The sequence below is a fragment of the Emticicia fluvialis genome (assembly GCF_024793945.1).
In the GTDB taxonomy this organism is placed as follows: domain Bacteria; phylum Bacteroidota; class Bacteroidia; order Cytophagales; family Spirosomataceae; genus Emticicia; species Emticicia fluvialis.
Window position 1 is genome coordinate 45,422 of sequence record NZ_JANUSD010000014.1, and the last position, 25,481, is coordinate 70,902.

Annotated in this window: 24 protein-coding genes; 16 read left to right on the top strand and 8 right to left on the bottom strand. The window is 42.2% G+C overall.

Going from position 1 to position 25,481, the window contains the following annotated elements; genetic code table 11:
* The first annotated feature begins 43 nt into the window (after positions 1 to 43).
* Both NZ848_RS16125 and NZ848_RS16130 read left to right on the top strand, forming a co-directional pair.
* Complete coding sequence (locus NZ848_RS16125) at positions 44 to 913, top strand: diacylglycerol/lipid kinase family protein (protein ID WP_259016377.1); 870 nt, start codon at positions 44 to 46, stop codon at positions 911 to 913.
* Positions 910 to 1,248: a translation initiation factor gene (locus NZ848_RS16130; protein ID WP_253527625.1), complete on the top strand. Its 339-nt coding sequence runs from the start codon at positions 910 to 912 to the stop codon at positions 1,246 to 1,248. Before NZ848_RS16125 ends, NZ848_RS16130 begins: the two co-directional genes overlap by 4 nt.
* Here NZ848_RS16130 and NZ848_RS16135 read toward each other — a convergent pair.
* From NZ848_RS16135 to NZ848_RS16145, 3 genes are read right to left on the bottom strand one after another with little or no spacing between them, the layout of a single operon-like run.
* Entirely contained in the window at positions 1,229 to 1,732 is a 504-nt protein-coding gene (locus NZ848_RS16135) for an MOSC domain-containing protein (RefSeq protein ID WP_259016380.1), read from the bottom strand. The two genes, NZ848_RS16130 and NZ848_RS16135, sit on opposite strands and share 20 nt — an antisense overlap.
* Positions 1,733 to 1,756: 24 nt before the next feature.
* On the bottom strand, positions 1,757 to 2,416 hold the full coding sequence (gene nth, locus NZ848_RS16140) for an endonuclease III (RefSeq protein ID WP_259016381.1): 660 nt from the start codon (positions 2,414 to 2,416) through the stop codon (positions 1,757 to 1,759).
* A 58-nt stretch (positions 2,417 to 2,474) separates the two neighbouring features.
* A complete protein-coding gene (locus NZ848_RS16145; RefSeq protein WP_253527617.1) occupies positions 2,475 to 3,578 on the bottom strand; it encodes a vWA domain-containing protein in 1,104 nt (367 codons plus the stop codon).
* 198 nt (positions 3,579 to 3,776) lie between these two features.
* Here NZ848_RS16145 and NZ848_RS16150 point away from each other — a divergent pair, with 198 nt between their 5' ends.
* The 7 genes from NZ848_RS16150 (at position 3,777) to NZ848_RS16180 (ending at position 11,691) form a co-directional block, all read left to right on the top strand.
* Positions 3,777 to 5,699, top strand: coding sequence for a putative porin (locus NZ848_RS16150; protein ID WP_259016382.1), 1,923 nt, complete (start codon positions 3,777 to 3,779; stop codon positions 5,697 to 5,699).
* 131 nt (positions 5,700 to 5,830) lie between these two features.
* Positions 5,831 to 7,045, top strand: coding sequence for a glycosyltransferase (locus NZ848_RS16155; RefSeq protein ID WP_253527614.1), 1,215 nt, complete (start codon positions 5,831 to 5,833; stop codon positions 7,043 to 7,045).
* 27 nt (positions 7,046 to 7,072) lie between these two features.
* Entirely contained in the window at positions 7,073 to 7,705 is a 633-nt protein-coding gene (gene rsmG, locus NZ848_RS16160) for a 16S rRNA (guanine(527)-N(7))-methyltransferase RsmG (RefSeq protein WP_259016383.1), read from the top strand.
* Positions 7,706 to 7,742: 37 nt separating this feature from the next.
* Complete coding sequence (locus NZ848_RS16165) at positions 7,743 to 8,027, top strand: PH domain-containing protein (protein ID WP_259016385.1); 285 nt, start codon at positions 7,743 to 7,745, stop codon at positions 8,025 to 8,027.
* 11 nt (positions 8,028 to 8,038) lie between these two features.
* Positions 8,039 to 8,869: a CvfB family protein gene (locus NZ848_RS16170; RefSeq protein ID WP_259016386.1), complete on the top strand. Its 831-nt coding sequence runs from the start codon at positions 8,039 to 8,041 to the stop codon at positions 8,867 to 8,869.
* 16 nt (positions 8,870 to 8,885) lie between these two features.
* Positions 8,886 to 9,251 carry a Rid family detoxifying hydrolase gene (locus NZ848_RS16175; RefSeq protein ID WP_101725822.1) on the top strand — a complete coding sequence of 122 codons (366 nt, stop codon included), beginning with the start codon at positions 8,886 to 8,888 and terminating at the stop codon, positions 9,249 to 9,251.
* 208 nt (positions 9,252 to 9,459) lie between these two features.
* Positions 9,460 to 11,691 carry a T9SS type A sorting domain-containing protein gene (locus NZ848_RS16180; RefSeq protein ID WP_253527571.1) on the top strand — a complete coding sequence of 744 codons (2,232 nt, stop codon included), beginning with the start codon at positions 9,460 to 9,462 and terminating at the stop codon, positions 11,689 to 11,691.
* 114 nt (positions 11,692 to 11,805) lie between these two features.
* Here NZ848_RS16180 and hemN read toward each other — a convergent pair whose 3' ends face one another.
* The 3 genes from hemN to NZ848_RS16195 form a co-directional block, all read right to left on the bottom strand.
* Positions 11,806 to 13,155 carry an oxygen-independent coproporphyrinogen III oxidase gene (gene hemN, locus NZ848_RS16185; RefSeq protein ID WP_259016387.1) on the bottom strand — a complete coding sequence of 450 codons (1,350 nt, stop codon included), beginning with the start codon at positions 13,153 to 13,155 and terminating at the stop codon, positions 11,806 to 11,808.
* Positions 13,156 to 13,223: 68 nt separating this feature from the next.
* Positions 13,224 to 14,264, bottom strand: a complete 1,041-nt coding sequence (locus NZ848_RS16190) for a response regulator (RefSeq protein WP_101725819.1) — start codon at positions 14,262 to 14,264, stop codon at positions 13,224 to 13,226.
* Between the two features lie 10 nt (positions 14,265 to 14,274).
* Positions 14,275 to 15,510, bottom strand: a complete 1,236-nt coding sequence (locus NZ848_RS16195) for a PAS domain-containing sensor histidine kinase (protein WP_259016388.1) — start codon at positions 15,508 to 15,510, stop codon at positions 14,275 to 14,277.
* A gap of 170 nt (positions 15,511 to 15,680) precedes the next feature.
* Between NZ848_RS16195 and NZ848_RS16200 the strand changes: the two genes are divergently transcribed.
* A complete protein-coding gene (locus NZ848_RS16200; protein WP_259016389.1) occupies positions 15,681 to 16,499 on the top strand; it encodes a universal stress protein in 819 nt (272 codons plus the stop codon).
* A 24-nt stretch (positions 16,500 to 16,523) separates the two neighbouring features.
* Complete coding sequence (locus tag NZ848_RS16205; protein WP_101725816.1) at positions 16,524 to 16,871, top strand: hypothetical protein; 348 nt, start codon at positions 16,524 to 16,526, stop codon at positions 16,869 to 16,871.
* A 227-nt stretch (positions 16,872 to 17,098) separates the two neighbouring features.
* Here the strand turns inward: NZ848_RS16205 and NZ848_RS16210 are convergent, their stop codons facing one another.
* The gene (locus tag NZ848_RS16210; RefSeq protein WP_259016390.1) at positions 17,099 to 18,217 is read right to left on the bottom strand and encodes a tetratricopeptide repeat protein; all 1,119 of its coding nucleotides are present in this window, start codon (positions 18,215 to 18,217) and stop codon (positions 17,099 to 17,101) included.
* A 42-nt stretch (positions 18,218 to 18,259) separates the two neighbouring features.
* The gene (locus NZ848_RS16215) at positions 18,260 to 19,669 is read right to left on the bottom strand and encodes a TlpA family protein disulfide reductase (protein ID WP_259016391.1); all 1,410 of its coding nucleotides are present in this window, start codon (positions 19,667 to 19,669) and stop codon (positions 18,260 to 18,262) included.
* A 468-nt stretch (positions 19,670 to 20,137) separates the two neighbouring features.
* On the opposite strand from NZ848_RS16215, the gene NZ848_RS16220 reads away from it, so the two are divergent.
* From NZ848_RS16220 to NZ848_RS16240, 5 genes are all read left to right on the top strand, one after another.
* The gene (locus tag NZ848_RS16220) at positions 20,138 to 20,884 is read left to right on the top strand and encodes an acyl-CoA desaturase (protein WP_253527477.1); all 747 of its coding nucleotides are present in this window, start codon (positions 20,138 to 20,140) and stop codon (positions 20,882 to 20,884) included.
* Positions 20,885 to 20,903: 19 nt separating this feature from the next.
* Positions 20,904 to 23,309: a heavy metal translocating P-type ATPase gene (locus NZ848_RS16225; protein WP_259016393.1), complete on the top strand. Its 2,406-nt coding sequence runs from the start codon at positions 20,904 to 20,906 to the stop codon at positions 23,307 to 23,309.
* A 1-nt stretch (position 23,310) separates the two neighbouring features.
* Complete coding sequence (ccoS, locus tag NZ848_RS16230; protein WP_259016394.1) at positions 23,311 to 23,475, top strand: cbb3-type cytochrome oxidase assembly protein CcoS; 165 nt, start codon at positions 23,311 to 23,313, stop codon at positions 23,473 to 23,475.
* Positions 23,476 to 23,538: 63 nt separating this feature from the next.
* Positions 23,539 to 24,387 carry a hypothetical protein gene (locus tag NZ848_RS16235; protein ID WP_101725810.1) on the top strand — a complete coding sequence of 283 codons (849 nt, stop codon included), beginning with the start codon at positions 23,539 to 23,541 and terminating at the stop codon, positions 24,385 to 24,387.
* Positions 24,388 to 24,584: 197 nt separating this feature from the next.
* A complete protein-coding gene (locus NZ848_RS16240; RefSeq protein ID WP_259016395.1) occupies positions 24,585 to 25,448 on the top strand; it encodes a universal stress protein in 864 nt (287 codons plus the stop codon).
* The last annotated feature ends 33 nt before the right edge of the window (positions 25,449 to 25,481 follow it).

A 25,481-nucleotide genomic window follows, 5' to 3' on the forward strand; every position in this document is an offset into this window, starting at 1 on the left:
TGTTACTATATTTGCACTAAAATATAAATTTATTTTAATAATTGTGAACAGGCAGGAAATCTGGTTTGTGGTTAACCCGTTTTCGGGTAGGGTGAAGAACCATCAGAAGGTGGTGAATCTGATTGAAAGCCTTTTAGATAAACAAAGATATAAGCACCGTATTATTGAGACCCGTGCGGCTGGTCATGCTACCGATATAGCTGCCGAAGCTGCTGCTAAGGAGGTGCCCTATATAGTGGCTATGGGAGGCGACGGCACCGTGAACGAAACCGCAAAGGCATTGGTTGGCAGCTCATCAGCCCTGGGTATTTTGCCTATGGGTTCTGGTAATGGGCTGGCTCGGGAGTTGCGCATTTCAATGAATGCCGCAAAAGCTATTCAGCAATTGAATAATGCTTCTTTAAGAGCCATTGACACCTGCTATGCCAACGAAATGCCATTTTTTTGCACGGCCGGGCTGGGCTTTGATGCCCAATGCGCTTATGTATTTGCCGGAATGAAAGGCAGGGGGTTGATGAATTATGTAAAAGCGGGGTTTAGCGAGTTCTGGTCTTATAAGCCAGTGGCCTGCCATTTTGGAGGAAATGAATATGAGGTGTTCAGTATCACTTTCGGTAATGCCAGGCAATTTGGCAATAACGCATATATAGCCCCCATTGCACAAATAGACGACGGTTTTATTGACTGCACCCTCATTAACCCTATGCCTTTGTGGGGGGTGCCGGGCATGGTAAACAGCTTGTTCAATCAAACCATACATGAGTCGGCCTTTACTGAAAGCTACCGTAGCACCTTGTTCAGGTTAAAAGGTAAAGACCGATTACTGATTCATTTTGACGGAGAACCCCGCCAACTGGGAACAGACGAATTAACGATATCTATTAAGCAGAAAAGTCTGCTGGTAATGACATGAAAAACAAGAAACAAAGAGAAGGGGTGGTGTACTCGACAGACCCTGACTTTACCTTTAACTTTGGCGAAGATGAAGAGCCGGAGACACTGGCACCGCAACAACAGAATCTGAAAATCTGGCTTGACAGAAAAGGCGGTAATAAAGTAGTAAGCCGGATAGATGGCGTGATAGCCAAAGATGATGACCTGCAAGCCTTAAAAAAGAAGCTACAGAATCTTTGTGGCAGCGGTGGTACGGCCAAAGACGGAGAAATTCTGATTCAGGGAGACCACCGGGATAAAATTCTGGCCTTTTTGTTGAAAGAGGGTTATAAAGCTAAAAAAGCAGGGGGCTGAACCCAGGCAATGGTTTTACTTGGTCGCCTGTTTTTATTCTTCCGCCTTTTACTACCATACAGGTTATGCCGCCGTGGCCTCTCATGGCATTGTACCCGCCGGTTCCCAGGGCTTCTTCCATCTGGCTGCAGGGATGGCAATAGCCTGTCATTTGCAGAATTGCTTCGCCAATCTGAAAAGCGGCATCGTTAAAGGCCAGCAGATTAATGCCCGATACCACAATGTTTCGGCGCAGCAGAGCCGGGTCAATGCGCTCTTTTTGCAGCAATCCGGCTACGGCGTTTATGTGTTCGGCCTGTATCAGCGTTACCTGTCTCTTGCGCGACGTCCCCCTGTATCTGTCGCCCACAATGCCCTGTTTTTCCGTTACTTCAATGCTGTCTGCAACTACCAGTGGTTTTCTGGAAGTAGGCCCGGGACGATAGCTAATCCATTCAACTTTGCCATGATGGGCAAAAGTCTGAATCAGTTTTTTAATTTCCATTGGCTAATATCAGGTATTTCTTTCTTAAAGCGATGGGGTCTTGAAATCTCCGGTTTCGTATGCCCTGCAAAAACTCTTCAGGTCGCACTCACCGCATTTGGGTGTTCTTGCAATGCAAATGTACCGGCCATGCAGAATAAGCCAGTGGTGGGCAACGGCAATTTTTTCTTCCGGCAGATACTTGACCAGTTCTTTTTCAACCATTAAAGGCGTTTTGGAGGTTTTAGGTACCAGCCCTAACCGGTGCGACACCCTGAACACGTGCGTGTCAACCGCTATTGCAGGTTGGTTATAAATAACCGACACAATTACATTGGCTGTTTTGCGCCCCACGCCCGGCATTTTTTGCAGGGCTTCAATGGTATTGGGTACTTCAGAGTTAAACTCGTTTACCAATATACGCGCCATACCTACCAGATGCTTACTTTTGTTGTTAGGGTAGCTTACGGTTCTGATGTACTCAAACACTTCGTCTGCTGTTGAAACGGCAAGGCTCTCAGGTGTAGGGTATCGCTCAAACAACCTGGGGGTTATCATATTAATACGTTTGTCGGTACATTGGGCAGATAGTATAACGGCTACCAGTAATTCATAAGGGTTGCTGTAATGCAGTTCGGTTTCGGCCGTCGGGTAATGTTCTGTAAAGTAAGAAACCAGCGCTTTATAGCGTTCTTTTGTTCTCATTCTATCAATTCAATTTATAAACAAAGGCCTAAAATAGATAAGAAAAGGCAAAAATCCTCTATTTTAGTTTTTTGCGGCGGTTTCTCTGGAAATCCTCCAGTACAAAACCACCCAACCCGTTCAGGTTACTGTAATAAGCCCTGCCATTATTTACCTCGGTAAACTGTTGCACAAACTGTTTAAGGTAGGGGTCTGAGGCGATCATAAAAGTAGTAACCGGAATATCCATCCGGCGAGCCTGTGCGGCCAGGGTAAGGGTTTTGTTTACAATTTTGCGGTCAAGGCCAAAGCTGTTTTTGTAGTATTTAATTCCCTCTTTCAGGCAGGTAGGTTTGCCGTCGGTAATCATAAACACCTGCTTGTTTTTGGTTTTTCTGCGGCGCAGCAAATCCATGGCCAGTTCAAGGCCTGCAACGGTGTTGGTATGATACGGGCCTACTTCCAGGTACGGTATATCTTTCAGCTGTATCTGCCAGGCATCGTTGCCAAATACTAAAATATCAAGGGTATCTTTTGGATATTTGGTTCTGATTAACTCCGCCAATGCCAGCGCTACTTTTTTGGCAGGGGTAATGCGGTCTTCACCATAAAGAATCATAGAGTGAGAAATATCTATCATCAAAACGGTTGAGGTCTGTATTTTCGACTCCCTGTCTACCACTTCCAGGTCGCTTTCCAGCAACATAAAATCATCAATGCCACTATTAATCTGCGCGTTTTTAAGAGATTCTGTCATGCTGATTTGCTCAAGCGAATCGCCGAACTGAAATGCTCTTACATCGCTGCTCATCTCGTCGCCTGTGCCGGTGTAGGGGGTATGATGGCTGCCGCTCGACTTTGTTCTTTTCAGTTTGCCGAAAATCTCTTCTAAAGACTGCTTCCTTATTCCCTGCTCGCTTTTAGCTGTCATGCGGTATTGCTGCCCTTCCTGATTCTCTTCTGTTATGTAACCTTTTTGTTTCAGGTCTTCAATAAAATCAGCCATACCGTATGTGTCGTCAGTTAGTTGATACTGGCGGTCCAGGTCGCTCATATAACTTAGCGCCTGGCTAACGTCTCCGGCGGTTATTAGCAGCAATTGCTGAAAAATATTGAGCAGCTGCTCAAATTTGGTATTGCCCTTCATATCGGGCTTAAATTCTGAAAAACGGAAACCGGGCATGGCAATCTGAATGGGTTAAGATACTCTATTGGTAATAACGTTTTTTACCTGCTGAAAGTTTGGCAGAACAAACAATCATCAATTTTAAGAACTATTAAGAGTGGGCTTGTCTAAAATCCGAAGATTTGCCGTAAATTGCATCGATTTTATAGTAATTGGCGGCACATGAGCTTAAAAAAGATATACTCCACTGTTTTATTGACTTTTTTCTACGGCCTTTGCCATGCTCAAATCCTGGATGATTCAACCAGGCAGATTTACGGCCTGAAAACCACCCGCTTTGTACTGGAAGAAGATATCCTTAATAACCGTAAGACATACTATAATCCTGATTCAACGGTTGAGGGTTTCCATTTGTCTTTCGACAGGAATCTGCGTAGCGGCTGGCTGTATCAGGACCTGGGCCTGATTGGCTCCGCCATTAAACCCTTGTATTTTCAGCCGGCAGAAGAAATTGGCAAGCAACTGGGTTTTAATACCTACGGCTTTTATGCCTTTGATGCCCGCAAGGCCAAATATTACAATACCAAGTCGCCTTATACTAACATGCACTACGCGCAGTCGGGCGGGGGAATGCTCTACCTTGATTTCACGCATTCGCAGAATATAAAGCCCAGGCTAAATGCTACTTTTGATGTTAAACGCCTTACTACCTCTAAACAATACGGAGCCCCCACCTCCCGTGAAGACAGGCTGGTAGATAGCTGGGCTGCCCTGGTAAGTGTTAATTATGAGTCAAAAGATGGCAGGTACACCGTTTTAGGCTCTTACAACCATTTTAATCATGCACCAGTTGAGCAGGGAGGCATAAAGCCGCTTGTAGACAGCATAGGCTATGTAGAGGTTGGAGACCTGGGTAATTACCGGAGTTACCTGCCCAGAATAACCAGCGGCGTAGCCCGCGACTGGCGCAACGAATTTCATATTTATCAGCAATACCAGCTTTCAAATGGGTTTCAGGTGTATCATACCATTGATTACCAGCATCGAACCGATTATTATCATGATTACAGTTTCAAAGCTGATACCATTAATAAACGTACCTATTACCGACAATTACTGCCAACCAATGCAGATGCCCTCAGTGCTATTAAAGACACCCTGGCTTTAGCATTAAGATACAGGCTGATAGAAAACAAGGTCGGCATCAAGGGCATTTATCGTGGGTTTTCATACCGGCTGCATTTGCGACACCGGCTATACAATCTGACGTCTGATTTTAACGATAATCTGAATGGGTATGCCACTTTCAGGCACAAATACAACCATGAGATAATTACAGGTGCGTGGGCGAATTACTTTTTTCCTGACAGCCTGAAACGTGCCTATGCTGAAATTGAGTTTGGTAATGTGCAAAGCAACCTGAATGTACGTATCAAGTCAGAATATATCGGCCCTCGTTTGAAGGCCGGCGTAACTATTCTTTCTATACCTGCTACCATTCTGGATGAATATCTCATTAATAACGACGGAAACTGGTACAGGGCCAGCAGCACTGCCTTAAGCACCGGTTCAACCCGGCTTTTAAATCAGAATTCCTCCAACTTCTATGCTTCCACTGCCATCGGGTCTAAAAGATTAACGGTGTCGCCGGCGGCCTATTTATCTTTGGTAGATAACTACCTGTATTATGACAAAAACGCGCAGGTGCAGCAACTGTCGGCGCCTGTATATATAGCCAGAGCAGGCCTTGGACTGGAGTACCGCTGGAAACGGTTAACCATTGCCAACCAGATTTACCTGGCTGCTACCGATAAAAAAGATATTGTGCGTATGCCTGTTATTGCCAACAATACCACCATTACGCACGACTTTGTTTATGCCAAAAAACTGCATATCAATCTGGGTGCGGATATTTATTATCGTTCGGCGTATCTGGCAGACAACTACATGCCTCTTAACCGTCAGTTTTACCTGCAGGATGCCGCCACCGGACGAAAAGCCTGGGGGTATCCGGTAGTAGACTTGTTCGCCAATCTTAAAATAAGTAAGGTTCGCGTTTTTCTTAAGTTTGCTCATGCCAATCAGGGTTTCCCGGCACAGGGATATTTTGTGGGGTCGGTGTATCCTGGTATGAGACGCACTTTCTTTTTAGGCGCCAACTGGCCTTTGTTCGACTAAAAACTGCTATTTACCCTGTTTATTAAGAGCTTAAGAGTGAAATCGTATTTGATTTATTTATTTTTAGCTAAGAAACTGTTCAATTAAAGAATTTGTATCTTTGCATACTTTAAAACCTAAACTCTTGATTCATGGTGTTTTGGCAGTATTTACTACCGATTCTCTTTTTCTCGGCTGTTGTTGTCCAACTCGTTTTCATTCTTGGGGTGTTTACACGTCTGGCTTCACACGTTGATACAGAACCCGAAACTAATGAAATCGGCAAACCCGGTGTGTCAATTGTTGTAGCTGCCTGGAACGAACTGGAGAATCTGAAAGAATTACTGCCATTGCTTGAAGCACAAGAGTATCCGGACTTTGAGGTGATTGTGGCCGATGACCGCTCTCATGACGGTACTTACGACTATCTGCTTTTCAATGAGGGGGTGTATTCAAAAGTTAATTTTGTAAGAATTGAGTCTTTGCCTTCGCACTTTACAGCCAAGAAATTTGCTGTAACGATGGGTATCAAGAAGGCATCGAAAGAAATAATTCTGCTGACAGATGCCGACTGCCGCCCAACCAGCAACCGCTGGATTGATCTGATGGTGGCACAAATGACAGGTGATAAAAAAATTGTACTTGGGTTTTCTCCTTACAGTTACGACAGCTCAGGACTTAATTCGCTTATTCGTTACGAGACTTTTCAGACCGCCCTTCAATACCTTTCTTTTGCCCTTGCCGGAATACCCTACATGGGTGTTGGCAGAAACCTGATGTACAGAAAAGATTTATTCTGGGCAAGTAACGGGTTTGCGAGCCATCATGGCTTATTAAGCGGCGATGACGATTTGTTTGTAAATGAGGTGTCTGACAAACGGAATGTTGCCGTTTGTGTAAGCGAAGAAGCCCAGATGGTTTCGGAGCCTAAAAAGACATGGAGTTCGTGGATTCAACAAAAGCGCAGGCACTTATCAGTTGGCAAACGCTATAAGCTCAGAGATAAACTATTACTTGGCCTCATAGCTATGAGCCACATGCTTTGCTGGTTTATGCTTGTGCCTGTAATATTGCTTAAGCCTGATTGGTTTGTAGCGCCTGAGTGGTCTAGAATACCCGCAGAATGGCTTGAAAAATATAATTATCAGGACTTTTACCTTTTTTCTGACTGGATGCGCCTGATAGCCGGAGTGTTTTTTTACTGGTTATTGGTTAGATGGATTGTGCTGGCCAGAATAAATAAAAAGCTCAGTTACACCATCCGCTCATTTAAGATACCATATTATGACTTGCTATACGCGGTATATTATTTAATCTTCGGTGTTGTTACTGTTTTCTCGAACCCTAAAAAAATTAAGTGGAGATAAGAAAACTTTTTCTAATTGCCTTTTGCCATGCCCTCAGACATAACTTTAATAACCAGATATTTTCCTAAAATCACTGACTCTCAAAGAGCTCAGTTTGAACAATTACAGGACCTATACACTTTCTGGAACAGCCAGATAAATGTAATATCGAGACAAGACATTGAAAACCTGTACGAAAAACACATTCTGCATTCGCTGGGCATTGCCAAAGTGATTCAGTTTAAGCCCGGTACCGAAATTCTGGATGTTGGTACAGGAGGAGGCTTTCCGGGTATTCCTTTGGCTATTTTATTCCCTGACTGCCAGTTTCATCTGGTAGATTCAATCGGGAAAAAAATAAAAGTGGTTACCGAGGTAGCCGCGGCACTGGGCCTGAAAAATCTGACAGCCCAGCACGAAAGAGCCGAAAACGTGGCCAGCGATTTTGATTTTATTGTAAGCAGAGCTGTAACAAGGCTTAAACCCTTTTATGGCTGGGTGCAGAACAAAGTAACCCGAAACCAGTTTAATGAATTAAGAAACGGGATTTTGTACCTGAAAGGGGGAGACCTTGATGAAGAGCTGGCAGAGTTTGGTGGTAAATATAAGCTCTATAACTTGTCTGATTATTTTGAGGAAGAGTTTTTTGAAACCAAAAAAGTAGTTTACGTGCCGTTTTAAACCGGGTGTCTGGCTACTATTTAAACGATCCAATACCATGAATGAACGCTTTACGGCCAGTAGTTTTAGAAACCCTTTGCTGCCTGACGAAGTTGTTTTCAGCGAAAAGGGGGTTACTTTTAAGGAAAAAAAGGTTCTTAGCAGCAGCGAGAGTTTTGTTTTTTATAACGACATAGCCGGTGTTGAGATTGACTCAGGCGTGTTTTTTGCAACTATCAGAATTAAAGCCCGTGCCAGAGAGCAGGAAATTATTGTAGAGAACTTTACAAAAGATGATGCCCGCACCATTAAAGAACTGATTGTGGCGCGCGCATTTAACTAAGCAACATATACATGCTCAATTTAGGTGTTAAAAATACTTTAAGGATTCTGAGAGGTACAAGTGTAGGAATGTATCTGGGAGATAAGGACGGCAACGATGTTTTGCTTCCGAAAAAATATATTCCGGATGATGTGATTGTGGGCGATGACATTGAGGTGTTTATTTATAAGGATTCTGAAGATCGTATTATTGCCACTACACTTGAGCCCAAAGTAAAACTCAACGAATTTGCCTATTTACAGGTAATGGCTGTTACAGGCATCGGGGCATTTCTGGACTGGGGTCTTGAAAAAGACCTGTTTGTGCCCTTTAAAGAGCAGAATAGAAAGCTGGAGGTAGGCGACTGGAGCGCCGTTTATGTTTATCTGGATGAAGACACCGAAAGACTGGTGGGTTCGTGTAAGGTAAACCGGTTTTTTGAAAAAGAAAACATTGAACTGGAAGAAGGGCAGGAAGTAGACCTGCTGGTTTTTGAAGAAACCAACCTGGGCCTGAATGTGGTTATTAACCAGAAATACAAAGGCCTTATTTATGAAAATGAGGTTTTTCAGCGTATAAAACTGGGTAGTAAGGTGAAAGGCTTTATTAAGCAGCTAAGAGAAGACAGCCGTATTGATGTAAGCCTGCAAAAACAAGGGTATGCCAACGTAGAACCCAATGCAGAGCGGATTTTGGAAAAGTTGAAAGCCAGCGACGGGTTTCTGGACCTGACAGACAAGAGCGATGCCAACTATGTGATGTATCAGCTTGAGATGAGCAAGAAAACCTTTAAAAAAGCAATAGGAAGCCTGTATAAACAACGATTAATTAGAATAGAAGAAGACGGTATTTATCTGGTCTGAAATTAAAATTGACTATATGAAACAGATTATTTTTACTGAGAAAGCGCCCGCTGCCATAGGGCCATACAGCCAGGCAGTGCTGGCAGGAGACACCTTGTATATGTCGGGGCAGATAGCCCTTGAGCTGGCAGCAGCAGGAGACGTGCGTGCAGAAGCTGCAAAGATTATGGAGAACATCGGGCATATTCTGGCAGAAGCCGGAATGGACTACACGAATATAGTAAAATCAAGCATTTTTCTTAAGAATATGGACGATTTCGCCGTTATCAATGAAGTCTACGGCAGCTACTTTAAGGCAGATCCGCCAGCCAGAGAAACGGTGCAGGTGGCCCGTTTACCTAAAGATGTAAACGTTGAAATATCAGTTATTGCAGTCAGGTAAAATTTAATAATTTTTTCATTTGAGGGTAACTGCTATTATATTGGCAGGCATTCGGGTGATAACGGTATGGTTTGTTTCAAAGGCTTGAAACAATTCCCAACCGTAAAATAATTTTCGCCGGTAACAATTAGACTTAAATCAATAAATTATTATATATTTACGTCAAAGAAAATCCTCCCATTTATACTAAAACTAAAATAGTTTGGCTATGAGAAAAAATTACTTTCTATCTCTATTATTGTTGATGTTTGCTTTTTGGAACGTTGAGGCAAAAGGTAGAGAATTTTCAGGAAGTGCTCCTGCGGTTGCCGATTCAGTAAATCCTTTGAATACTTCAACTAATTTGGTTAAGACATTTGTACCTGGTTCGGGGTCTCAACTGGATGTGGGTTGGAAAACAAATAATACTGAATCTGTTAAGTATCAGATTGCTTTCTCAACCGACGGCGTGAACTTTAACTATTTCACAACTGAGGCTTTCACAACGTATGGTGCCTACCATTTTAATGGTCTTATCCCCAATAAGAAATACTGGTTTTCAGTACGTGCAGCCAAAGATACACTGTATGCGCACACACGCTTTGCTACCTGTGCAACAGATTCTATCCGTACGGGTGTACCGAACGACAGCCTTCACAGATATTCTTGCTGGTCGCCGCTTTTTGCAGTAACCACCATGCAGGAATTACCAGTAGCGCCGAGCATAGTAGGTGTAGCCGATGGCTGGACACAAACTACTGCAACCATTGTTTTCAAGGATGTTTCTGATAACGAAAACAAGTTTATCATTAAACGTAGTATGAATGACGGCCCATGGACTGACGTGGCCTTTATAAATACCCCTGATAGTACAGGTAAAGAATATAATGTTACCTATGTTGATAATACCTTAATGCAAAATTCCAAAGTCCAGTATCAGGTAGCATCCTGGAATAGAACAGGGTTTTCACCTACTGCAACTTTCGGACCGGTTTTCTTTACATTGCCTTATCCTCCGCAAGCTCCAATTCTGTTGATTTCGCCCTATCAGACTTTGAATGAGGTTCGTCTTGAATGGACAAACCGCGATCCAATCGTTTGGGATTTCCAGGTTGAACGTTCAGTAAATAATACAGATTGGTCTATTATTGCCACCGGTGTGCCCTTTTACGCACCTTTCTATAATGACCTTGATGCATGGGAAGGTACCACTTATTACTACCGTGTAAGAGGCAGAAACAGAGGTGGATTAGGTGAGGCTTCAATTCCATTGAAAGTTACTACCCCGGCGAGAGTGGGTCCTCCTGCGCCGCTAGGTCTGAAAGGTAAAAGCATTACGCCTAACAGAGTAGATTTAACCTGGAAAAACCCAACGTTTGGTCCTTATGAAATACCAAAACAAATTATGGTGTATCGTTCGGCAACAGGTGCTGGTGAAGGTTATACTCAATTAGCTACTCTTGCGCCATCAGATACTTCATATACAGATAACACTACTTTACCTAAAGTAACTTACTGGTATAAAGTAATGGCATCTAATGATCAGGGCCCATCACCTTATTCAAATATAGTATCTCTATTAACCTTAGGACCTCCAACGGCGCCATCAGGTTTAGAGTCTGAAAAGAGCGTTGATAATCTTGGTTACAATAATATAAAAGTTAAATGGGTTGATAATTCAAACGATGAAGAATTCTTCGTTCTTGAAAGAGCTCAAGATAACACCTTTACTATTGACCTTACCATTATGAAGGTACTTGCCAATAAAACTGATGTACTGAGTATACCGATTGAAGAAGGTGTAACTTATTATTTCAGAGTAAAGTCTACCAACCAATATGGTGAATCAAGTTATTCAAGTGTTTCTTCTGTAGAAACAGTTTATACCATGGCACCAAACAAACCTTACGCTTTGAAAGCAACTGCCAGCTCTGCTACTAAAGTAGCTTTGAAATGGGGTGATGACTCAAACAAAGAAGAGAACTTTGTTGTGGAGCGTTCGGTAGATGGTACTGCGTTTACTGGTTTAGTTACACTGGGCCGTAATACTACTACCTTTACTGACTCAACAGTAACTGCCAATAAGAAATTCTGGTACCGTGTGAAAGCCGTTAACAATAAAGGTAACTCAGACTATTCAGATGTGGCCTCTGTAACAACACCGGCAGCTTCTGCAGCTGTAGTAGCCGTGGCGGCGGTGTCAACAAGTACTGCTGACAACTGGGTGGTTTATCCTAACCCAACTAATGACGCGGTTAAATTGGTTATACCTGAAGCTATGCAGAATAACGCTGTTGTGATAACGGTAATTGATAAAATGAACAGAGAAGTTATTAAAACCAAGATTGATGCCCGTCAGAAAGAGCATATCCTTGATTTGAGTAACTTTGTAGAGGGTACTTATACAATCAGTATCCGTACTGCCGATAAACAGGTTACGAAACGTGTTTATAAGTACTGAGAATATTAAATGGGAATATAAAATTAAAGCCGGGCTTCTGAGAAGTCCGGCTTTAATTTTATGTTTATGTTTCAGATTCCTGATTCAATAAATAAATGTCTGTGAATTAAATCATCAGATGGCCTTTGAAAATGTTTTGTTTAGTGGCTGGCCCGCACTGCTGATGTACTTATCAAAAACAGTGCATACGTTTCTGATAAACGTTTTGCCTTCTGCAGTTACTTTAACTTTATTATCTTCTAAAAGTATAATGCCATCGTTTTTCAATGCCAGCAATTGTTCTATCTGGTGTTGGTCTAAATCATCGAACGAAAACTCAGTTTCAAAGCGGCACATCAGGTTTTGTATGTAGTTTCTCCAGAGCATATCTTCATCTGTCTGAATGTGGCCTCTGAGCAATGGAAAAATGTTGTTTTTTGTCAGATGTATGTACTCATCAAGACTTTTGGTGTTTTGCGAAAGGGCTGTCCAGCTATCACTGATGGCTGATACGCCCAGGCCCAACATGCATTTAGACTGTGTGGTCGTATAACCCATAAAGTTGCGGTTAAGTAAACCTTCTTCTCCGGCTTTAAAAAGCGAGTCGCTTGGCAGGGCAAAGTGATCCATGCCTATTTCGTGGTAGCCGTTTTCTTCAAAGATGGCACGGCCCAGTTCATATAGCTGGCGTTTAGTTGTAGCGCTGGGCAGGTTGTTTTCATCAAAACCTCTCTGGCCGTTACCTTTTAACCAGGGCACATGGGCGTATGAGTATAAAGAAAGGCGGTCTGGGGCAAGCTCCAGGGTTTTTCTGATGGTTTTTTCAAACTGCTCTACATTTTGAAAAGGAAGGCCAAAAACGAGGTCATGGCTGATAGAGGTATAGCCTATCTTGCGAGCCAGTTCGGTTACTTTCTTTACGTTTTCGAATGGTTGCAGGCGGTTAATAGCTACCTGTACGGTGTGGTCGTAGTCTTGCACACCGAAACTAACCCTCCGGAAACCTAAATCATACAAGGTTTGCAGGTGGGTTTCGCTGGTATTGTTGGGGTGGCCTTCAAAACTGAATTCTGCCGTTGGGCTTACTTTAGAACCCGATAAGATGCCTTCAATGAGTTCTTTCAGGTTTTCGGCAGAGAAAAAGCTGGGTGTACCACCGCCCAGGTGAATTTCTTCAATGAGAGGTGCTTCTCTCAGCAGATTGCGGTACAGGTTCCATTCTTTCAGAACGGCCTCAATATAAGGAACCTCAAACTGATGATTGAGCGTAATGCGTTTATGGCAGGCACAAAAAGTGCATAGGCTTTCGCAAAATGGAAGATGAATATATAGACTTAGTTTCTTCTGATTTTTATAGCTTTTTATGAAGCTTTCTTTCCATTGGGCTTCGGTAAAATTGCTGTTGTCCCAATAAGGAACTGTCGGATAACTGGTATATCGCGGTGCAGAAGTGTTGTATTTTTCAATAAGTGCTGACTGTATCATCTCATCTTTTTTTTGTAAACAAAGGTAGATGCCTTACAAAAAAAGAAATATGATAGCGGTCATATTTGCTAGTTTCTGAGTTTTTTTAGTTTTTCGGGATTAACAATCGTTATTTTGCCTGATTCAATTTCTACCAGTTTCTCGTCTTTAAAGTCAGACAAGGTGCGAATGGCCGTTTCCAGAGAGGTTCCTGCGGCGCTGGCCAGGTCTTCACGGCTGATTTTCATAGACGCCTGGTTGTCTGGAAAAAACTTGAGCAATGCCTCAGAAACACGTTTACGCACCGAATTATAGGCCAGTTTTAACAAGCTGCTTTCGTTGTCTTTGATGTTTTTTGAGAGCAGCTGAATAAACTTCTGTGCCACCTGCGGGTTTTGTAATAAAAGGTTGTTAAAGTCTTTTTTGGGTATCAGGCAAATTTCTGAGTCTTCCAGGGTTTCAATGGTATCGGTAAAATTGGTTTCCTGAATCAGGTCAACGTAACCAACAAAGTCGCCGGGATGGTAGAGGTTTACAATAAACTCTTTGCCATCATCATTAGTTTTAAAGGCTTTCAGCTTGCCTTTCAGTACATAATACAGATAAAGGGGGAAGTCTCCCTCTCTGTAAATTTCAGTTTTTTTCTTAAAGTATCTTATCTCGCGGTTTTCAGTCAGTTTCTTTAACTCCTGTTCCCCGTTGGCATCGGCAATGAGCTGGTCAAGGCCGGTTATATCCTGCGCGTATTGCTTTTTAGATAATTCTTTTTTTCTGAGGCGGCTTTCAATGGCGCTAAGCAGTTCTACATCGTCAAAAGGTTTAGTGATGTAGTCATCGGCGCCCATATCCATTCCTTTTCGTAAATCAGAGCGTTCTGCTTTGGCAGTAAGAAAAATAAACGGTATTGAGGCTGTTTTTTCTTGCTTTGATAGTAAATGCAAAACACCGTAGCCATCAAGCACAGGCATCATGATATCGCAAATAATCAGGTCTGGTTGTTCTTTTATGGCAATGTCAACCCCAACTTTTCCATTCTCGGCTGTCAGAACTTCATATCCGTCCAGTTCAAGTATTTCAGATGTGTTTTCTCTTATTTCAGCGTTGTCTTCAATTAATAATATTTTTTTCATAGCTTTTCGCTTATAATTGTCTTGGTAGGGTAATAACAAATTCAGTGCCTTTGTTTTCCTGGCTTGAGTAATCAATTTTTCCTTTTAACAGATTTACGTACTGATTCACGATGCTGAGGCCTAAGCCAGTACCCTGTATTTCGCCGGCGTTGCTCATTCTGTAAAACCGCTCAAACAGGTGTTTTTTCTCAGCCTCCGGTATACCAATGCCTTCATCTTGTACCCGAAGCGTTACGCTGTTTTCGTCCAGGCGTACGCTTACAAACACTTGTGCGCCCTCAGGCGAAAACTTGATGGCGTTAGAAACAAGGTTTATTAAAATGTTTTTGATGATCTTGGGGTCGATTCTTACCTGGTGCGAGTCGTCTCCTGAAATGCAGTCGTACAATATCTTTTGCCCTTTTTTTGCAATGCCCTGCATCTGCTGGCAAATTTCGTCAATCAGCTCGCTGATGTCAAATGTTTCAGGCGATACAATTACTTTGCCTTCTTCCAGTTTATTGAGCGATAGAAAATCATTCAGAATTTCGGTCAGCATTCGTACCGACGATTTGATGCGACTAATGTGCTTGTCGCGTTTTTCGTTCTCGTCAAGGTCGGCGTATTTTTCAACCAGTGATAATGACGACAAAACTGTAGCCAATGGTGTGCGGAATTCATGAGAGGCAAGTGTAATAAACCTGGATTTCATCAGGTTCAGTTCCTGCTCGCGCTTTAGTGCTTTATCAAGTTCATCTTTGGTTTTTTCCAGTTTCTGAATGGCCTCTTTTAATACAAGCGTGCGTTCTTCCACCTCCACTTCCAGTTCGTTTTTATAAGAAACCAATCTGTTTTCGGCTTTTTTACGAATGGTAATGTCAATAACAAAGGCTATCACATACGCGCCTTTGCTGTTGTGATAAGGGCTGAGGCTGATTTCAACCGGAAACTCACTGCCATCTTTACGGCGGGCGTACAAATCCATGCCGCTGCCCATCGAGCGCGCATGTGGATGCTCGTTAAATGCTCTGCGGTGTTCGGTATGGGTATGGCGGAATCTGCCGGGAATCAGATCTTCAATAGACAGGTTCTCCAGTTCTTCAGGCTCGTACCCAAACATTGCCGCACCGCTTGGGTTTACTCTTACAATTTTCCCTTGCTTATCCGCTATTAAAATTCCTTCAGTGGCAAACAAGAAAATAGCCTCCGACTGGTGTAATATATCCATTTCCGCAACTGTTGACCTCGTACCTGGGTTGTTTTTCATCAGCAAAGAAGAGAAGTTTTGTAAGCTAAAAATATGACAAATATCAGTTTTCTGAAACCGCCCAAATGTTTTTTTTTTGAGTTTATCATAGCTACTTATGATGAAACTCATATTCAATGGCCCGAAAAATATAGAATTTTGTTGCAATGAAACTATCCAGATTCCGCATTATGAAAACTATACTACTGGCTACCGATTTTTCAAGGGCAGGCAATAAGGCTGCACATCTGGCTGCAAATATAGCAATAAAGCAGCAGGCGCGCCTGGTATTGTTTCATGCATACCGTTTTTTGAATACCTATGATGATAATTACGGGCTGCCTATTGATGAAGTGAAAAGAATTAGTGCCAAAAAACTGAGTGATTTAAAAAAAAGAGTGATGGCCAGGGTTAATCAGCCACTAGAAATAGAGGTTTGTTACAGGCACGGTTCTGTAATTGATACCATTAAAACCGCAACTAAAGAATTTGAAGTTGACCTGATTGTGATGAGTAGCGTGGGGGACTCTCCGCTTGGCGCTGGTTTTTTTGGTAGTGCGGCCACCGAAATGATTGATTCATTGAAAATACCAATGCTGGTTTTACCGCCCAACTACACAATTAAGCATTTTGAAAATGCCGTGATGGGGGTTGACCTGAGCAAACCCATAGATGCCGCCGTATTAGGAAAAGCTATTTATTTTTTAAGAGACCTTGACACCGTGGTTGATGTAATTTATGTAGCCCCCAATACACCGGCATTACCAATAGAAGATATTAAAAAAGCAGAATTAAGCTTGCGTGAGTTACTGAAGAATGTGCCGCATACGTTTCAGACAGTGACTGGTAAAAATCAGGTTGAGACCATTAACAGTTTTGTTAAAAGCAGAAATGCTCAACTTTTGATTACGTTTCCGAAGCATCATGGGTTTCTTGAGAAGATTTTCTTTGCAGGTAATACCCGTCGACTGGTTTTTGATGCCGAGGTTCCGGTTTTGGCAATACAGTAAATTTAACGCTGAAAAATACTATACATGAAGATTGTTGTTGATAAGGAAATGTCAGTTAATCAGTTAGCAAGGGCATTTAACGAAATTTACCCTTTTCTGAAGATAGAGGTGTATCATAGAGGAAATGAAATGAGCACTGACGCCTTCCATACTCTGAACGATATCTCAAGCCTGAAGAATCCTTCGGTGTTTATTATATCACCGAATATGACAATTGAGCAGATTGAAGAGTATTTCTGGGAAAAACTAGGGTTACAGATTAGTGTTTTCAGGAAAGTGGGAAACTCCTGGATACATACCGCATTTACTAACAAATGGACACTTGAACGCCAGAATGATATTGGACGCAATATCTACAGTTCTATTGTGTAGGTAAACACTTTTACCTGCCAATAGAACTGCCAGCAATGGTATTTTATACATGTGCAATTGTTTATGTACTGCCTTAAAGATTTATCTGCCACTATTTTACTTTTCTCTTTAAAGTAATAAAGAATTTACCCGAAAAGTGTGATTTTTCGGTTTTTTTTCTTTTAAATTTCCGTTGCTGCGTAGTTTTTAATACGATTAACAGAATCAATAAGTTTTAGGTGTTTATTCTATCTGGCTTTCAGATACTCCAGCCTTTTGGTGGCATCAGACCTGTACTGCTTTACGGTGTCTGACGACAACAGGTATTTATTATAGAACTCAACAGCGTGGTTTTTGTCGTTTTTCCAGTCGTAAGTTCGGGCCATTAAAAAAAGCAGGTAGGGGCGGTCATCGAACAGATAAGCGTTATTATAGGCATCAATGGCTTCACTATAGTTTTTCTCTTTCTCGTTTATATAGCCCAGGGTATAATAATAATCGGCTATGTTTTCTGATACACCCATGGCAATGGCTTTTTCGAAATGTATTTTGGCTTTGGCCATATTGTTTTCTTTCATATAGGCAAGCCCCAGAAAATAGTCTATCCCTTCTTCCGGCTCGCCTTTTTGCGTGTATTTTTCTAATACTTCTATGCATTGTCTGGTGCTGTCGGTTCGGTAATAGGCAAAGCCCAGCATGCGTTGATAAGCAAGGCTGGAGTCTCCCAGAGCCATCAGGGTTCGAATGGCCGGAATCACCTCCTGAAACTTCATCTCTTTATATAGCGCTTTAACTTTCAGCTGATGCAAAGGCAGGTAGGCAGAATCATACTTCAGGTGTCTTTCTACCAGATTAAGACAATTTTTGGTCATGTTTCTGCGCATATATACTTTGCCCAGTTCGTTTGCGCAATCAAGGTCGTTCAACGAAATGGCTTTGCGAAGTAAAACCATGGCCAGCGAATCGTTCCCTAGTTTAGTGTAAACCACCCCCAGTAGTTTGAGGTACGTAGCATTGGTTGAATCTACCTTTAACAGCTTAGTGTAATAGGTTTTTGCTTTCTTGTAATTGCCAGTGCTTTCGGCATTATTAGCAATCTGAAATAAGGCTGTACGATTGCTGGAATCGGCAACCAGCACTTTTCCGTAGAAGGTATCGCTTTGTTTGTAATCGCCGGTTTTTGCATAGCAAAAGCCTTTTTCAAGCAGGCAGGGTTGGGTATTACAGCCAGCCAGCATCTGAATGGCCTCGCCGAAACGGTAATCATTCATAAGTGCTTTGGCTTTGCTGAGTGTATTGTCGGCAGTGGTTTGGGCCAAAGTTTGGCCGTAAAAAAGAATAACAAAAAGATAAATGAAGTTTTTCATGATTGCTTTAAAATTATGAGTGAATAGATTTCAGGCAAAAAATTAATTGTTCAGGAGCTTATCAAACATCCGCTTCACTTCAGGGTCAGATGGCCTTGGGGCATTGTCAGATATTATCTGTGCATGGGCATCAATGAGAAGATATCGGGGAATAGAGCTGATATTGAATCTTTTGGCAATTGCCGAAGCATTGCCGCTTGGCAATAGATAAGATTCGCCTGGGGCAATGCCCAATTGTTGCATAGCGTTGCTCCAGGCGTTAGGGTCTTCATCGGTTGAGATATAAACAAAACCAATGTCTTTCTGCGCATATTCTGCTTTCAGTTTATGCGAGGCCGGCATTTCTGCCCGGCATGGCCCACACCAGCTGGCCCAGAAATCTACATAGTAAAAGCGCTTACCCGATTTTTTGAAAATGTCGTTCAATTCGCCCGCTTCATACTTACCGTTTAGCAAGGGCAGGTTGTTTCCTATTTGTTGAGTGGTTTTATAAAAAGGCAGGAGGTTATCAGTTGCAAAAGAACGAATGAATGGATTTTGGGCAATTGATGCCAGTTTTTCTGCAATACGAAGATTAATAGATTTATCGGTGTTCTGTTTATTAAGGTTGATGATGTCTAGCAGAACAGCCTCAAGCGTAGGACCTGATAAGGTGTTCAGGGCAATTTCTGCCATTTTCTTATAATCAGTTCCGGTTTTTTCAAGGTCTTGGCCAGACTTAAGCAATACGTAACTCAGCACAGCGGCCCGATAGCTGGATTCATAGAAGAACTGGTCGCTGCTAATGAAGTTATTCTCGAACGCGGCTGTTATTTCCTTGTTTTGCGGTAATCGCTTTTGTTCGTATGGCGAAAAGTAAGGTGCAGCAAGGGTAACGAGGTAATCGTTCAGAAAAAGGGCTTTCAGGTATTGGTAATAGGTGTCTCGTATTGGTTTTCGGCTTCTGTATTCATTTAAAAAAGCTATTCTTTTGTTGTAATTGGCTTCAAGCTGTTTGTATCTGGCTATTCCTGAAATTTTGACAGGTATTTGCATAACGGCGAATCCCTCAAACTGGCCACATATTTTTTCGAACTCGTTGAAAAAATCAAGTTCGTTGTTTCTGGTGCTGTCAGAAAGACTTCTGATGTAAGTTACATTGTCTTTGTTTTTAGATAGATAGAGTTTTTCGCCGGGGTATATTACAAAAGATAGCTGACGCCCGAACCGGTACTTTTTGTCGGTGTCGTTTGATATCAATCTAATTGGGTAAGGTTCTTTAATTACCAGGGTTTCGGTTTTATTTTCATTGAGTTCTAAAACCTTATAGCCACCAAAATTGCCGTTGTATTGCACAAAAATGGGCGTATGTGCTTTCTTTTTGTCGACTATTATAATGGTTGAGTCTTGTTTGGCGTAAACAGTTGCGCATAAACCCATAAAAAATGAAAGAAACCGGAAGTGAGTTTTCATAAAAGTTAGTTTTGAACATTGTTAGTTTATGGAATGGTATAGTAAGTTGAACTAACCTACTCTGCCGAATAGGCGTACAATAGCCTGAAGACTAATAAGGCATTAAAATAGATAAGTATAAAAGTGCCAACAGGCCGCTCCGTCAATTTTTACTTTGGCTAAGCCATCATAAAATGTTTGTGCTGTAAAAATGCAGGCAGGCAAAGGCTGCGACCAAAGCCGGTAAAGCAGCCAGAAAAAAGTTTAAGGTTTTTCATGTGTTGAATGGTTTAAAAACCAGTAATAAGTTTAATTGAACATTAGTACTACAAAAATAATGTTTTCTACCGTTTAGCAAAATTTCTGGATTCAGATTTTGAATCGGCTTCTAAAAAAAATGATATCTATCAGTTTTTTTATTGGCGTTTGGTCATAATTGTGGTTTGGAACGATACCTAATTTTGGGCTTTAAAATAACCACAATTCTTAATGGCAATCTTAATTTTTTTCCTGGCCCACTGGTACCTATCATTGTTTTCACAAACTTTCTTTTTACACCGCTATGCTGCCCACCAGATGTTTACGATGACGAAGGGTTGGGAGAGGTTTTTCTACGTGGTTACGTATGTAACACAGGGGTCGTCGTTTCTCAGCCCTAAAGCTTACGGTATTATGCACCGCCTGCACCATGCTTATGCCGACACCGAGCAAGACCCGCATTCGCCGAGCTACTCAGATAACTTGTTTCACATGATGTGGAAAACCAAAAATTACTATAACGATATTCTGAACGACAAAGCCAACATTGAGCCCAAGTTTAAGAAAGGTGTACCTAACTGGATGTTTATGGAGCGCCTGGGTGACGCCTGGGTGTCGAGAATAGGCTGGGGGGTATTGTATACCTTGTTTTATATGTATTTTGCAACCAGTGCCTGGGAGTATCTGTTGTTGCCGATCCATTACCTGATGGGCCCGGTGCACGGGGTTATTATTAACTGGTTTGCACATAAATATGGCTACACCAACTTTAAGGTGAACGACACCGCAAGAAATCTGTTGCCCTTTGATTTTCTGATGATGGGCGAATCTTACCACAACAACCATCATAAATTGGGCGGTAGGGCGAACTTCGGCGTAAAATGGCATGAGTTTGACCCTACGTACCCAATTATTCTGCTGCTGAACAAACTTAAAATTGTGAAGCTGAAACTGAACAACGACCTGAACTATATGTAGTCTGATAAACGATACAGCTATGACACTGAACGAAACAAAAACAACGTGCTACCATTGTGGTGAAGATTGTGCCGACAGCCCGATTGTGTTGGAAGACAAACACTTTTGTTGTCATGGCTGTAAAACAGTTTATGAGATACTGCAAGACAATAATCTTTGTTCTTATTATGACCTTAACCAGCATGCCGGGGTTAGCCTGAAAGCGGCTAACTTTAAGGGCAGGTTTGATTATCTGGCCGACGACAAAATTCAGGCGCAATTGCTTGATTTCAGCAGCGAGACCATTCATAAGGTTACACTTTTTGTTCCGGCCATTCATTGCAGTTCTTGCGTATGGTTGTTAGAAAACTTCAACAAAATTCAGGACGGGGTATTTACAGCCCGGCTCAATTTTCTGAAAAAGGAGCTGTCGCTTAGCTATGACCCAGCCAAAGTAAGCCTGAAAACCATAGTGGAACTACTGGCAACACTGGGGTATGAGCCACTGATAAACCTGCAAAGCGCTGAGCATCAGCCCGGGCAAAACCGTGTGCAACGCCGCCTGATTATGCAGATAGGGGTGGTGGGCTTTTGCATGGGTAATATCATGCTGTTGAGTTTTCCGGAGTATTTCCGGCTTGATTTAAACAACCTGGTGGATGCCACGTATCAGAGGTTTTTTCTGTATCTCAACTTTCTGTTATCGTTGCCGGTGTTTTTCTTTGGGGCTTCAGATTACCTGAAAGGTGCCATTGTGTCTATCAAAGAGAATATCCGGAACAAAACCCATGTGTTAAGCGTAGATATTCCTATTGCGCTGGGTATTACCGCCTTGTTTGTACGCAGTAGTTTCGAGACCTTCGTTAACCATTCAGCAGGGTATTGGGATAGCCTCGCCGGGCTGGTTTTTTTCCTGCTTACCGGCAAATGGGTTCAACAGGTAACTTATAACTACCTGTCTTTTGAACGAAACTACAAATCGTATTTCCCGCTGGCGGTTAAAGTAAACGGAGGTTATAAAAACGTAACTGAGGTTCAGAAAGGCGATGTACTGGAGATTCACCATCAGGAGCTGATTCCGGCCGATACGCTGTTGCTGTCGGGGCGAGCCTACGTTGATTATAGTTTTGTAACGGGGGAATCGGAACCGATAAAAAAAGAGAAAGGCGAATTGATATATGCAGGTGGCCGACTGATTGGCGAAAAGGTAACACTGGCCGTGCAAAAGAAGGTGTCGCAAAGCTACCTGACCGAATTATGGAACAACGAGGCCTTTAAAAAAGAAAAAAAGACACCTGCTACAGATCTGGCCAATGCCTTTAGTAAATATTTTACCTATACCACTTTACTGATTGCGCTTGTAACAGGCATTTACTGGTATAATGTACAGCCCGATATTGTTTGGAAAAGCGTAACCGCTGTGCTGATGGTGGCCTGCCCATGTGCCCTGACACTATCAATGCCATTTACCATGAACACCACCATGGGTATTTTTGGGCGCAATAAGTTTTTTGTTAAAAATCAGAATGTAATTCAACTGCTTACAGAGATTAATGAGGTGGTGTTTGACAAAACCGGAACCCTTACCGAAAACAAAAACGGGCAGCTGCACTTTGAAGACGGCCAACTTACCGAAGAAGAAAAAGGGTGGGTTAGCCAGCTAACGGCACAGTCGGTGCACCCGCTGAGCAAAATGATAAGCCGCCACCTGGGTGCAGGAAGCAGCGAAATCAGCTATTTTAATGAAATAAAAGGCATGGGTATTGAAGGGGCAGTAGCCGGTAATTTTATAAGGCTGGGTAATGCAGAGTTTTTAGGTTTGCATACCCATACCCTGCGCACCGGGCAGGTAAATGTAGAGATTAATAAGGAGTACCGGGGGTATTTTACCATCAAAGCCAATTATAGAAAAAACTGGCGCGAAGTGTTGACCCGGTTGAAATCTGGCTTTAAGCTCGCTTTATTATCGGGCGATAACGATGAAGAGAAAGAAAGCCTGAGCCCTTATTTTGATAAAAACCGCTTGCTGTTTAATCAGAAACCACAGGATAAACTTGATTTTATAAGAATAGAGCAGGAGACTGGCCGCCACGTGCTAATGATTGGCGACGGCCTGAACGACGCCGGAGCCTTGCGCCAAAGTAATGTGGGCATTGCCATGAGCGAAGACGTTCAGGCGTTTTCGCCGGCTTGTGATGCCATTCTGGATGCCACAAAGTTTGACAGGCTGACCGACTTTCTCCGTTTTAGTAAAACGGCGCTTAATATTGTAAAAGCCAGCTTTGTGTTGTCGCTGGTCTATAATTTTATAGGTATTGGCTGGGCGGTTTCGGGGCAATTATCACCAGTAATGGCGGCAATATTTATGCCCTTAAGCTCGCTTTCTGTAGTATTGTTTGCCGTAGGCATGACCTACCTCTTTGCACGCATCAAAAAACTGATTTAAAATGGCTGTTATTATATTTCTGGTTGTGGCGGCCCTGCTGGTAGCGGGCGGCTTCTTGTTCTCGTTTATCTGGGCTACTAACGATGGCCAGTTTGACGACACCTATACGCCCTCGGTAAGGATTTTGTTTGATGAAGAAAAACCTGCCGAAAATCATAAAGTTTGATGAGGCACAATAGATTTTGGTTGGCAGCGCTTACCTAGTTTTGCTTATCAATTTAACCTGTCTATGAAAACAAAAGTACATAGAAACCTGATTGCGTACGTTCGTAAATCTATTGTGTTTGTCCTTGAGTCCGGGGCGTTAGCCGGTGTTATATTGTTGGTGATTCTATTCTTTGTTGCCCGTAATTGTGAGGCGCAGGTTGATTTTGCGGGGATTCCGGAAACAGAGAAATTCATAAACAATAAAGCACAGATAACCGTGAAAAACGTAAAGTACGTGCAACGGGAAGATGACATTGACTGCACCTGGAAAACGTCTCACGCAGTGCTGGACGGAATGCTTGACATCCGCACGCAGGATTTCCTGAACGATTGGTTGTCTGGTATGACAGCCTTCGGAAATTGTGAAGGAGACAAAGAATGCTATGATTTTGAGCTGTATCATTATTTCTATAAATCAACCCGGGTGAGCTACCTGAAGAACGATTTTCTGGGTTTTTATCTGCATGAGGGTAACTGCAAAACTGAAAGAAGTTATTGTCTTGAAAATCAGGACTGGGAGATATATGACCTGAGAGGCAAGCGTTTTTTGCAGGAAAGCGATATCATTAATCAGGATGAAAAATCGCAGAAGATATTTTATAGCCTGATTGAAAACCGGGTAAAAAAACTAAAGCAGAATCTGGTGAGCGACTGGAAAGCCTATACCAGACAGATAGGTCTTGATAAAAATATGCTGGTGGTGTATCTGAACAACGATATGATGAATAACACCAGAGGTGTGCTACTGAAATTCAGAATAGAAGAAATTGAAAAAGTATTAGTGCCTTGCTTTGCAAACCGCCTCAATAACCGCGGATGCGAAAAAATAACAGAAGCCCCGGGCATTACGCAACAATTTATAAAAAATTAAAAAACTGTCAGTTTTGTTAAGGTTTAAGGCAGTTTTTTAATTTGCTAGGGTAAAGTATTTAGGTTCAAATGCTGAAAAAAGACAGGTTTTGCCTGTCTTTTTTTTCTGACATCAATCATGTTTGTACCTATATACGCTCATAAAAAAATGATGATGGCTGATATAGCTTTGTTTCGTTAAAATAAATTTCAACCATCATGAAAAAAGTACTTCTTCCGACCGATTTCTCGAAAGCTTCAGAAAAGGCCATACGATACGCCATTCAATTGTTTGGCGATACCCCCTGCGAGTTTACGCTGATGCATGCTTACGATACTTTTCCGACAGGAGGGTCTCCTGAAATTGCGTATTCAATGATAGAAGAGTTGTTCTCCCGTGCCAAAGAAGAAATCCTGGAGCATCTGGAAGAAGTAAAACAATGGGATACCCGCAAGATACATACATTTAAAACAGATTTGATGCCAACATCGCCGGGTAGTGCCATTCAGGTGCTTAACCAGAAAAATCAGTATGATTTTGTAGTGGTAGGCGCTACAGGCAAGGGTAATGACATTCTATTTGGCAGTACTGCTACCGATGTGGTAAGAAACGTAATGACCAATTCTATTGTAGTACCCGTTAAATCTGAAATAAGACCAGTAAGAAATGTGGTGCTTGCGGTTGACTACAAACCGGTTCAGTCTTTTCATGAGCTGGATGAACTGAAAGCGTTGCTGATTAACAATAACGCTACGCTTACTTTATTGAATGTATTGAAAGAAAACCAGGTTCCGACAGATATAAACAGCCTTACCAGATACGAATACCATGATTATTTTAAAGGCGTGAATCTGGTGGATTATCAGATAATAGGTGATACGGCTGAGGAAGGAATAATTGAGTATCTGAATAACCACGAGGCAGATATGCTGGTAATGGTTACACGCCGCCATACATTTTTTGATGTGCTGTTTAACCGTTCAGTTACCCGCCGGTTTGCCTATAACCCAACTATACCTTTGTTTAGCATTTATGACGAAGCGAACGTTACAGTGCCAGAACATGAAGTAGTTACTTTTTAAAATATGGCAGGGTCAGCGCAATCAGTCCGGCCA

Coding starts and splice junctions, on each gene's coding strand:
- NZ848_RS16130 (WP_253527625.1), top strand. CDS start 910: ATGAAAAACAAGAAACAAAGAGAAGGGGTGGTGTACTCGACAGACCCT.
- NZ848_RS16135 (WP_259016380.1), bottom strand. CDS start 1,732: ATGGAAATTAAAAAACTGATTCAGACTTTTGCCCATCATGGCAAAGTT.
- nth (WP_259016381.1), bottom strand. CDS start 2,416: ATGAGAACAAAAGAACGCTATAAAGCGCTGGTTTCTTACTTTACAGAA.
- NZ848_RS16145 (WP_253527617.1), bottom strand. CDS start 3,578: ATGCCCGGTTTCCGTTTTTCAGAATTTAAGCCCGATATGAAGGGCAAT.
- NZ848_RS16155 (WP_253527614.1), top strand. CDS start 5,831: ATGGTGTTTTGGCAGTATTTACTACCGATTCTCTTTTTCTCGGCTGTT.
- rsmG (WP_259016383.1), top strand. CDS start 7,073: ATGCCCTCAGACATAACTTTAATAACCAGATATTTTCCTAAAATCACT.
- NZ848_RS16165 (WP_259016385.1), top strand. CDS start 7,743: ATGAATGAACGCTTTACGGCCAGTAGTTTTAGAAACCCTTTGCTGCCT.
- NZ848_RS16170 (WP_259016386.1), top strand. CDS start 8,039: ATGCTCAATTTAGGTGTTAAAAATACTTTAAGGATTCTGAGAGGTACA.
- NZ848_RS16175 (WP_101725822.1), top strand. CDS start 8,886: ATGAAACAGATTATTTTTACTGAGAAAGCGCCCGCTGCCATAGGGCCA.
- NZ848_RS16180 (WP_253527571.1), top strand. CDS start 9,460: ATGAGAAAAAATTACTTTCTATCTCTATTATTGTTGATGTTTGCTTTT.
- hemN (WP_259016387.1), bottom strand. CDS start 13,155: ATGATACAGTCAGCACTTATTGAAAAATACAACACTTCTGCACCGCGA.
- NZ848_RS16190 (WP_101725819.1), bottom strand. CDS start 14,264: ATGAAAAAAATATTATTAATTGAAGACAACGCTGAAATAAGAGAAAAC.
- NZ848_RS16195 (WP_259016388.1), bottom strand. CDS start 15,510: ATGAAAAACAACCCAGGTACGAGGTCAACAGTTGCGGAAATGGATATA.
- NZ848_RS16200 (WP_259016389.1), top strand. CDS start 15,681: ATGAAAACTATACTACTGGCTACCGATTTTTCAAGGGCAGGCAATAAG.
- NZ848_RS16205 (WP_101725816.1), top strand. CDS start 16,524: ATGAAGATTGTTGTTGATAAGGAAATGTCAGTTAATCAGTTAGCAAGG.
- NZ848_RS16210 (WP_259016390.1), bottom strand. CDS start 18,217: ATGAAAAACTTCATTTATCTTTTTGTTATTCTTTTTTACGGCCAAACT.
- NZ848_RS16215 (WP_259016391.1), bottom strand. CDS start 19,669: ATGAAAACTCACTTCCGGTTTCTTTCATTTTTTATGGGTTTATGCGCA.
- NZ848_RS16220 (WP_253527477.1), top strand. CDS start 20,138: ATGGCAATCTTAATTTTTTTCCTGGCCCACTGGTACCTATCATTGTTT.
- NZ848_RS16225 (WP_259016393.1), top strand. CDS start 20,904: ATGACACTGAACGAAACAAAAACAACGTGCTACCATTGTGGTGAAGAT.
- ccoS (WP_259016394.1), top strand. CDS start 23,311: ATGGCTGTTATTATATTTCTGGTTGTGGCGGCCCTGCTGGTAGCGGGC.
- NZ848_RS16235 (WP_101725810.1), top strand. CDS start 23,539: ATGAAAACAAAAGTACATAGAAACCTGATTGCGTACGTTCGTAAATCT.
- NZ848_RS16240 (WP_259016395.1), top strand. CDS start 24,585: ATGAAAAAAGTACTTCTTCCGACCGATTTCTCGAAAGCTTCAGAAAAG.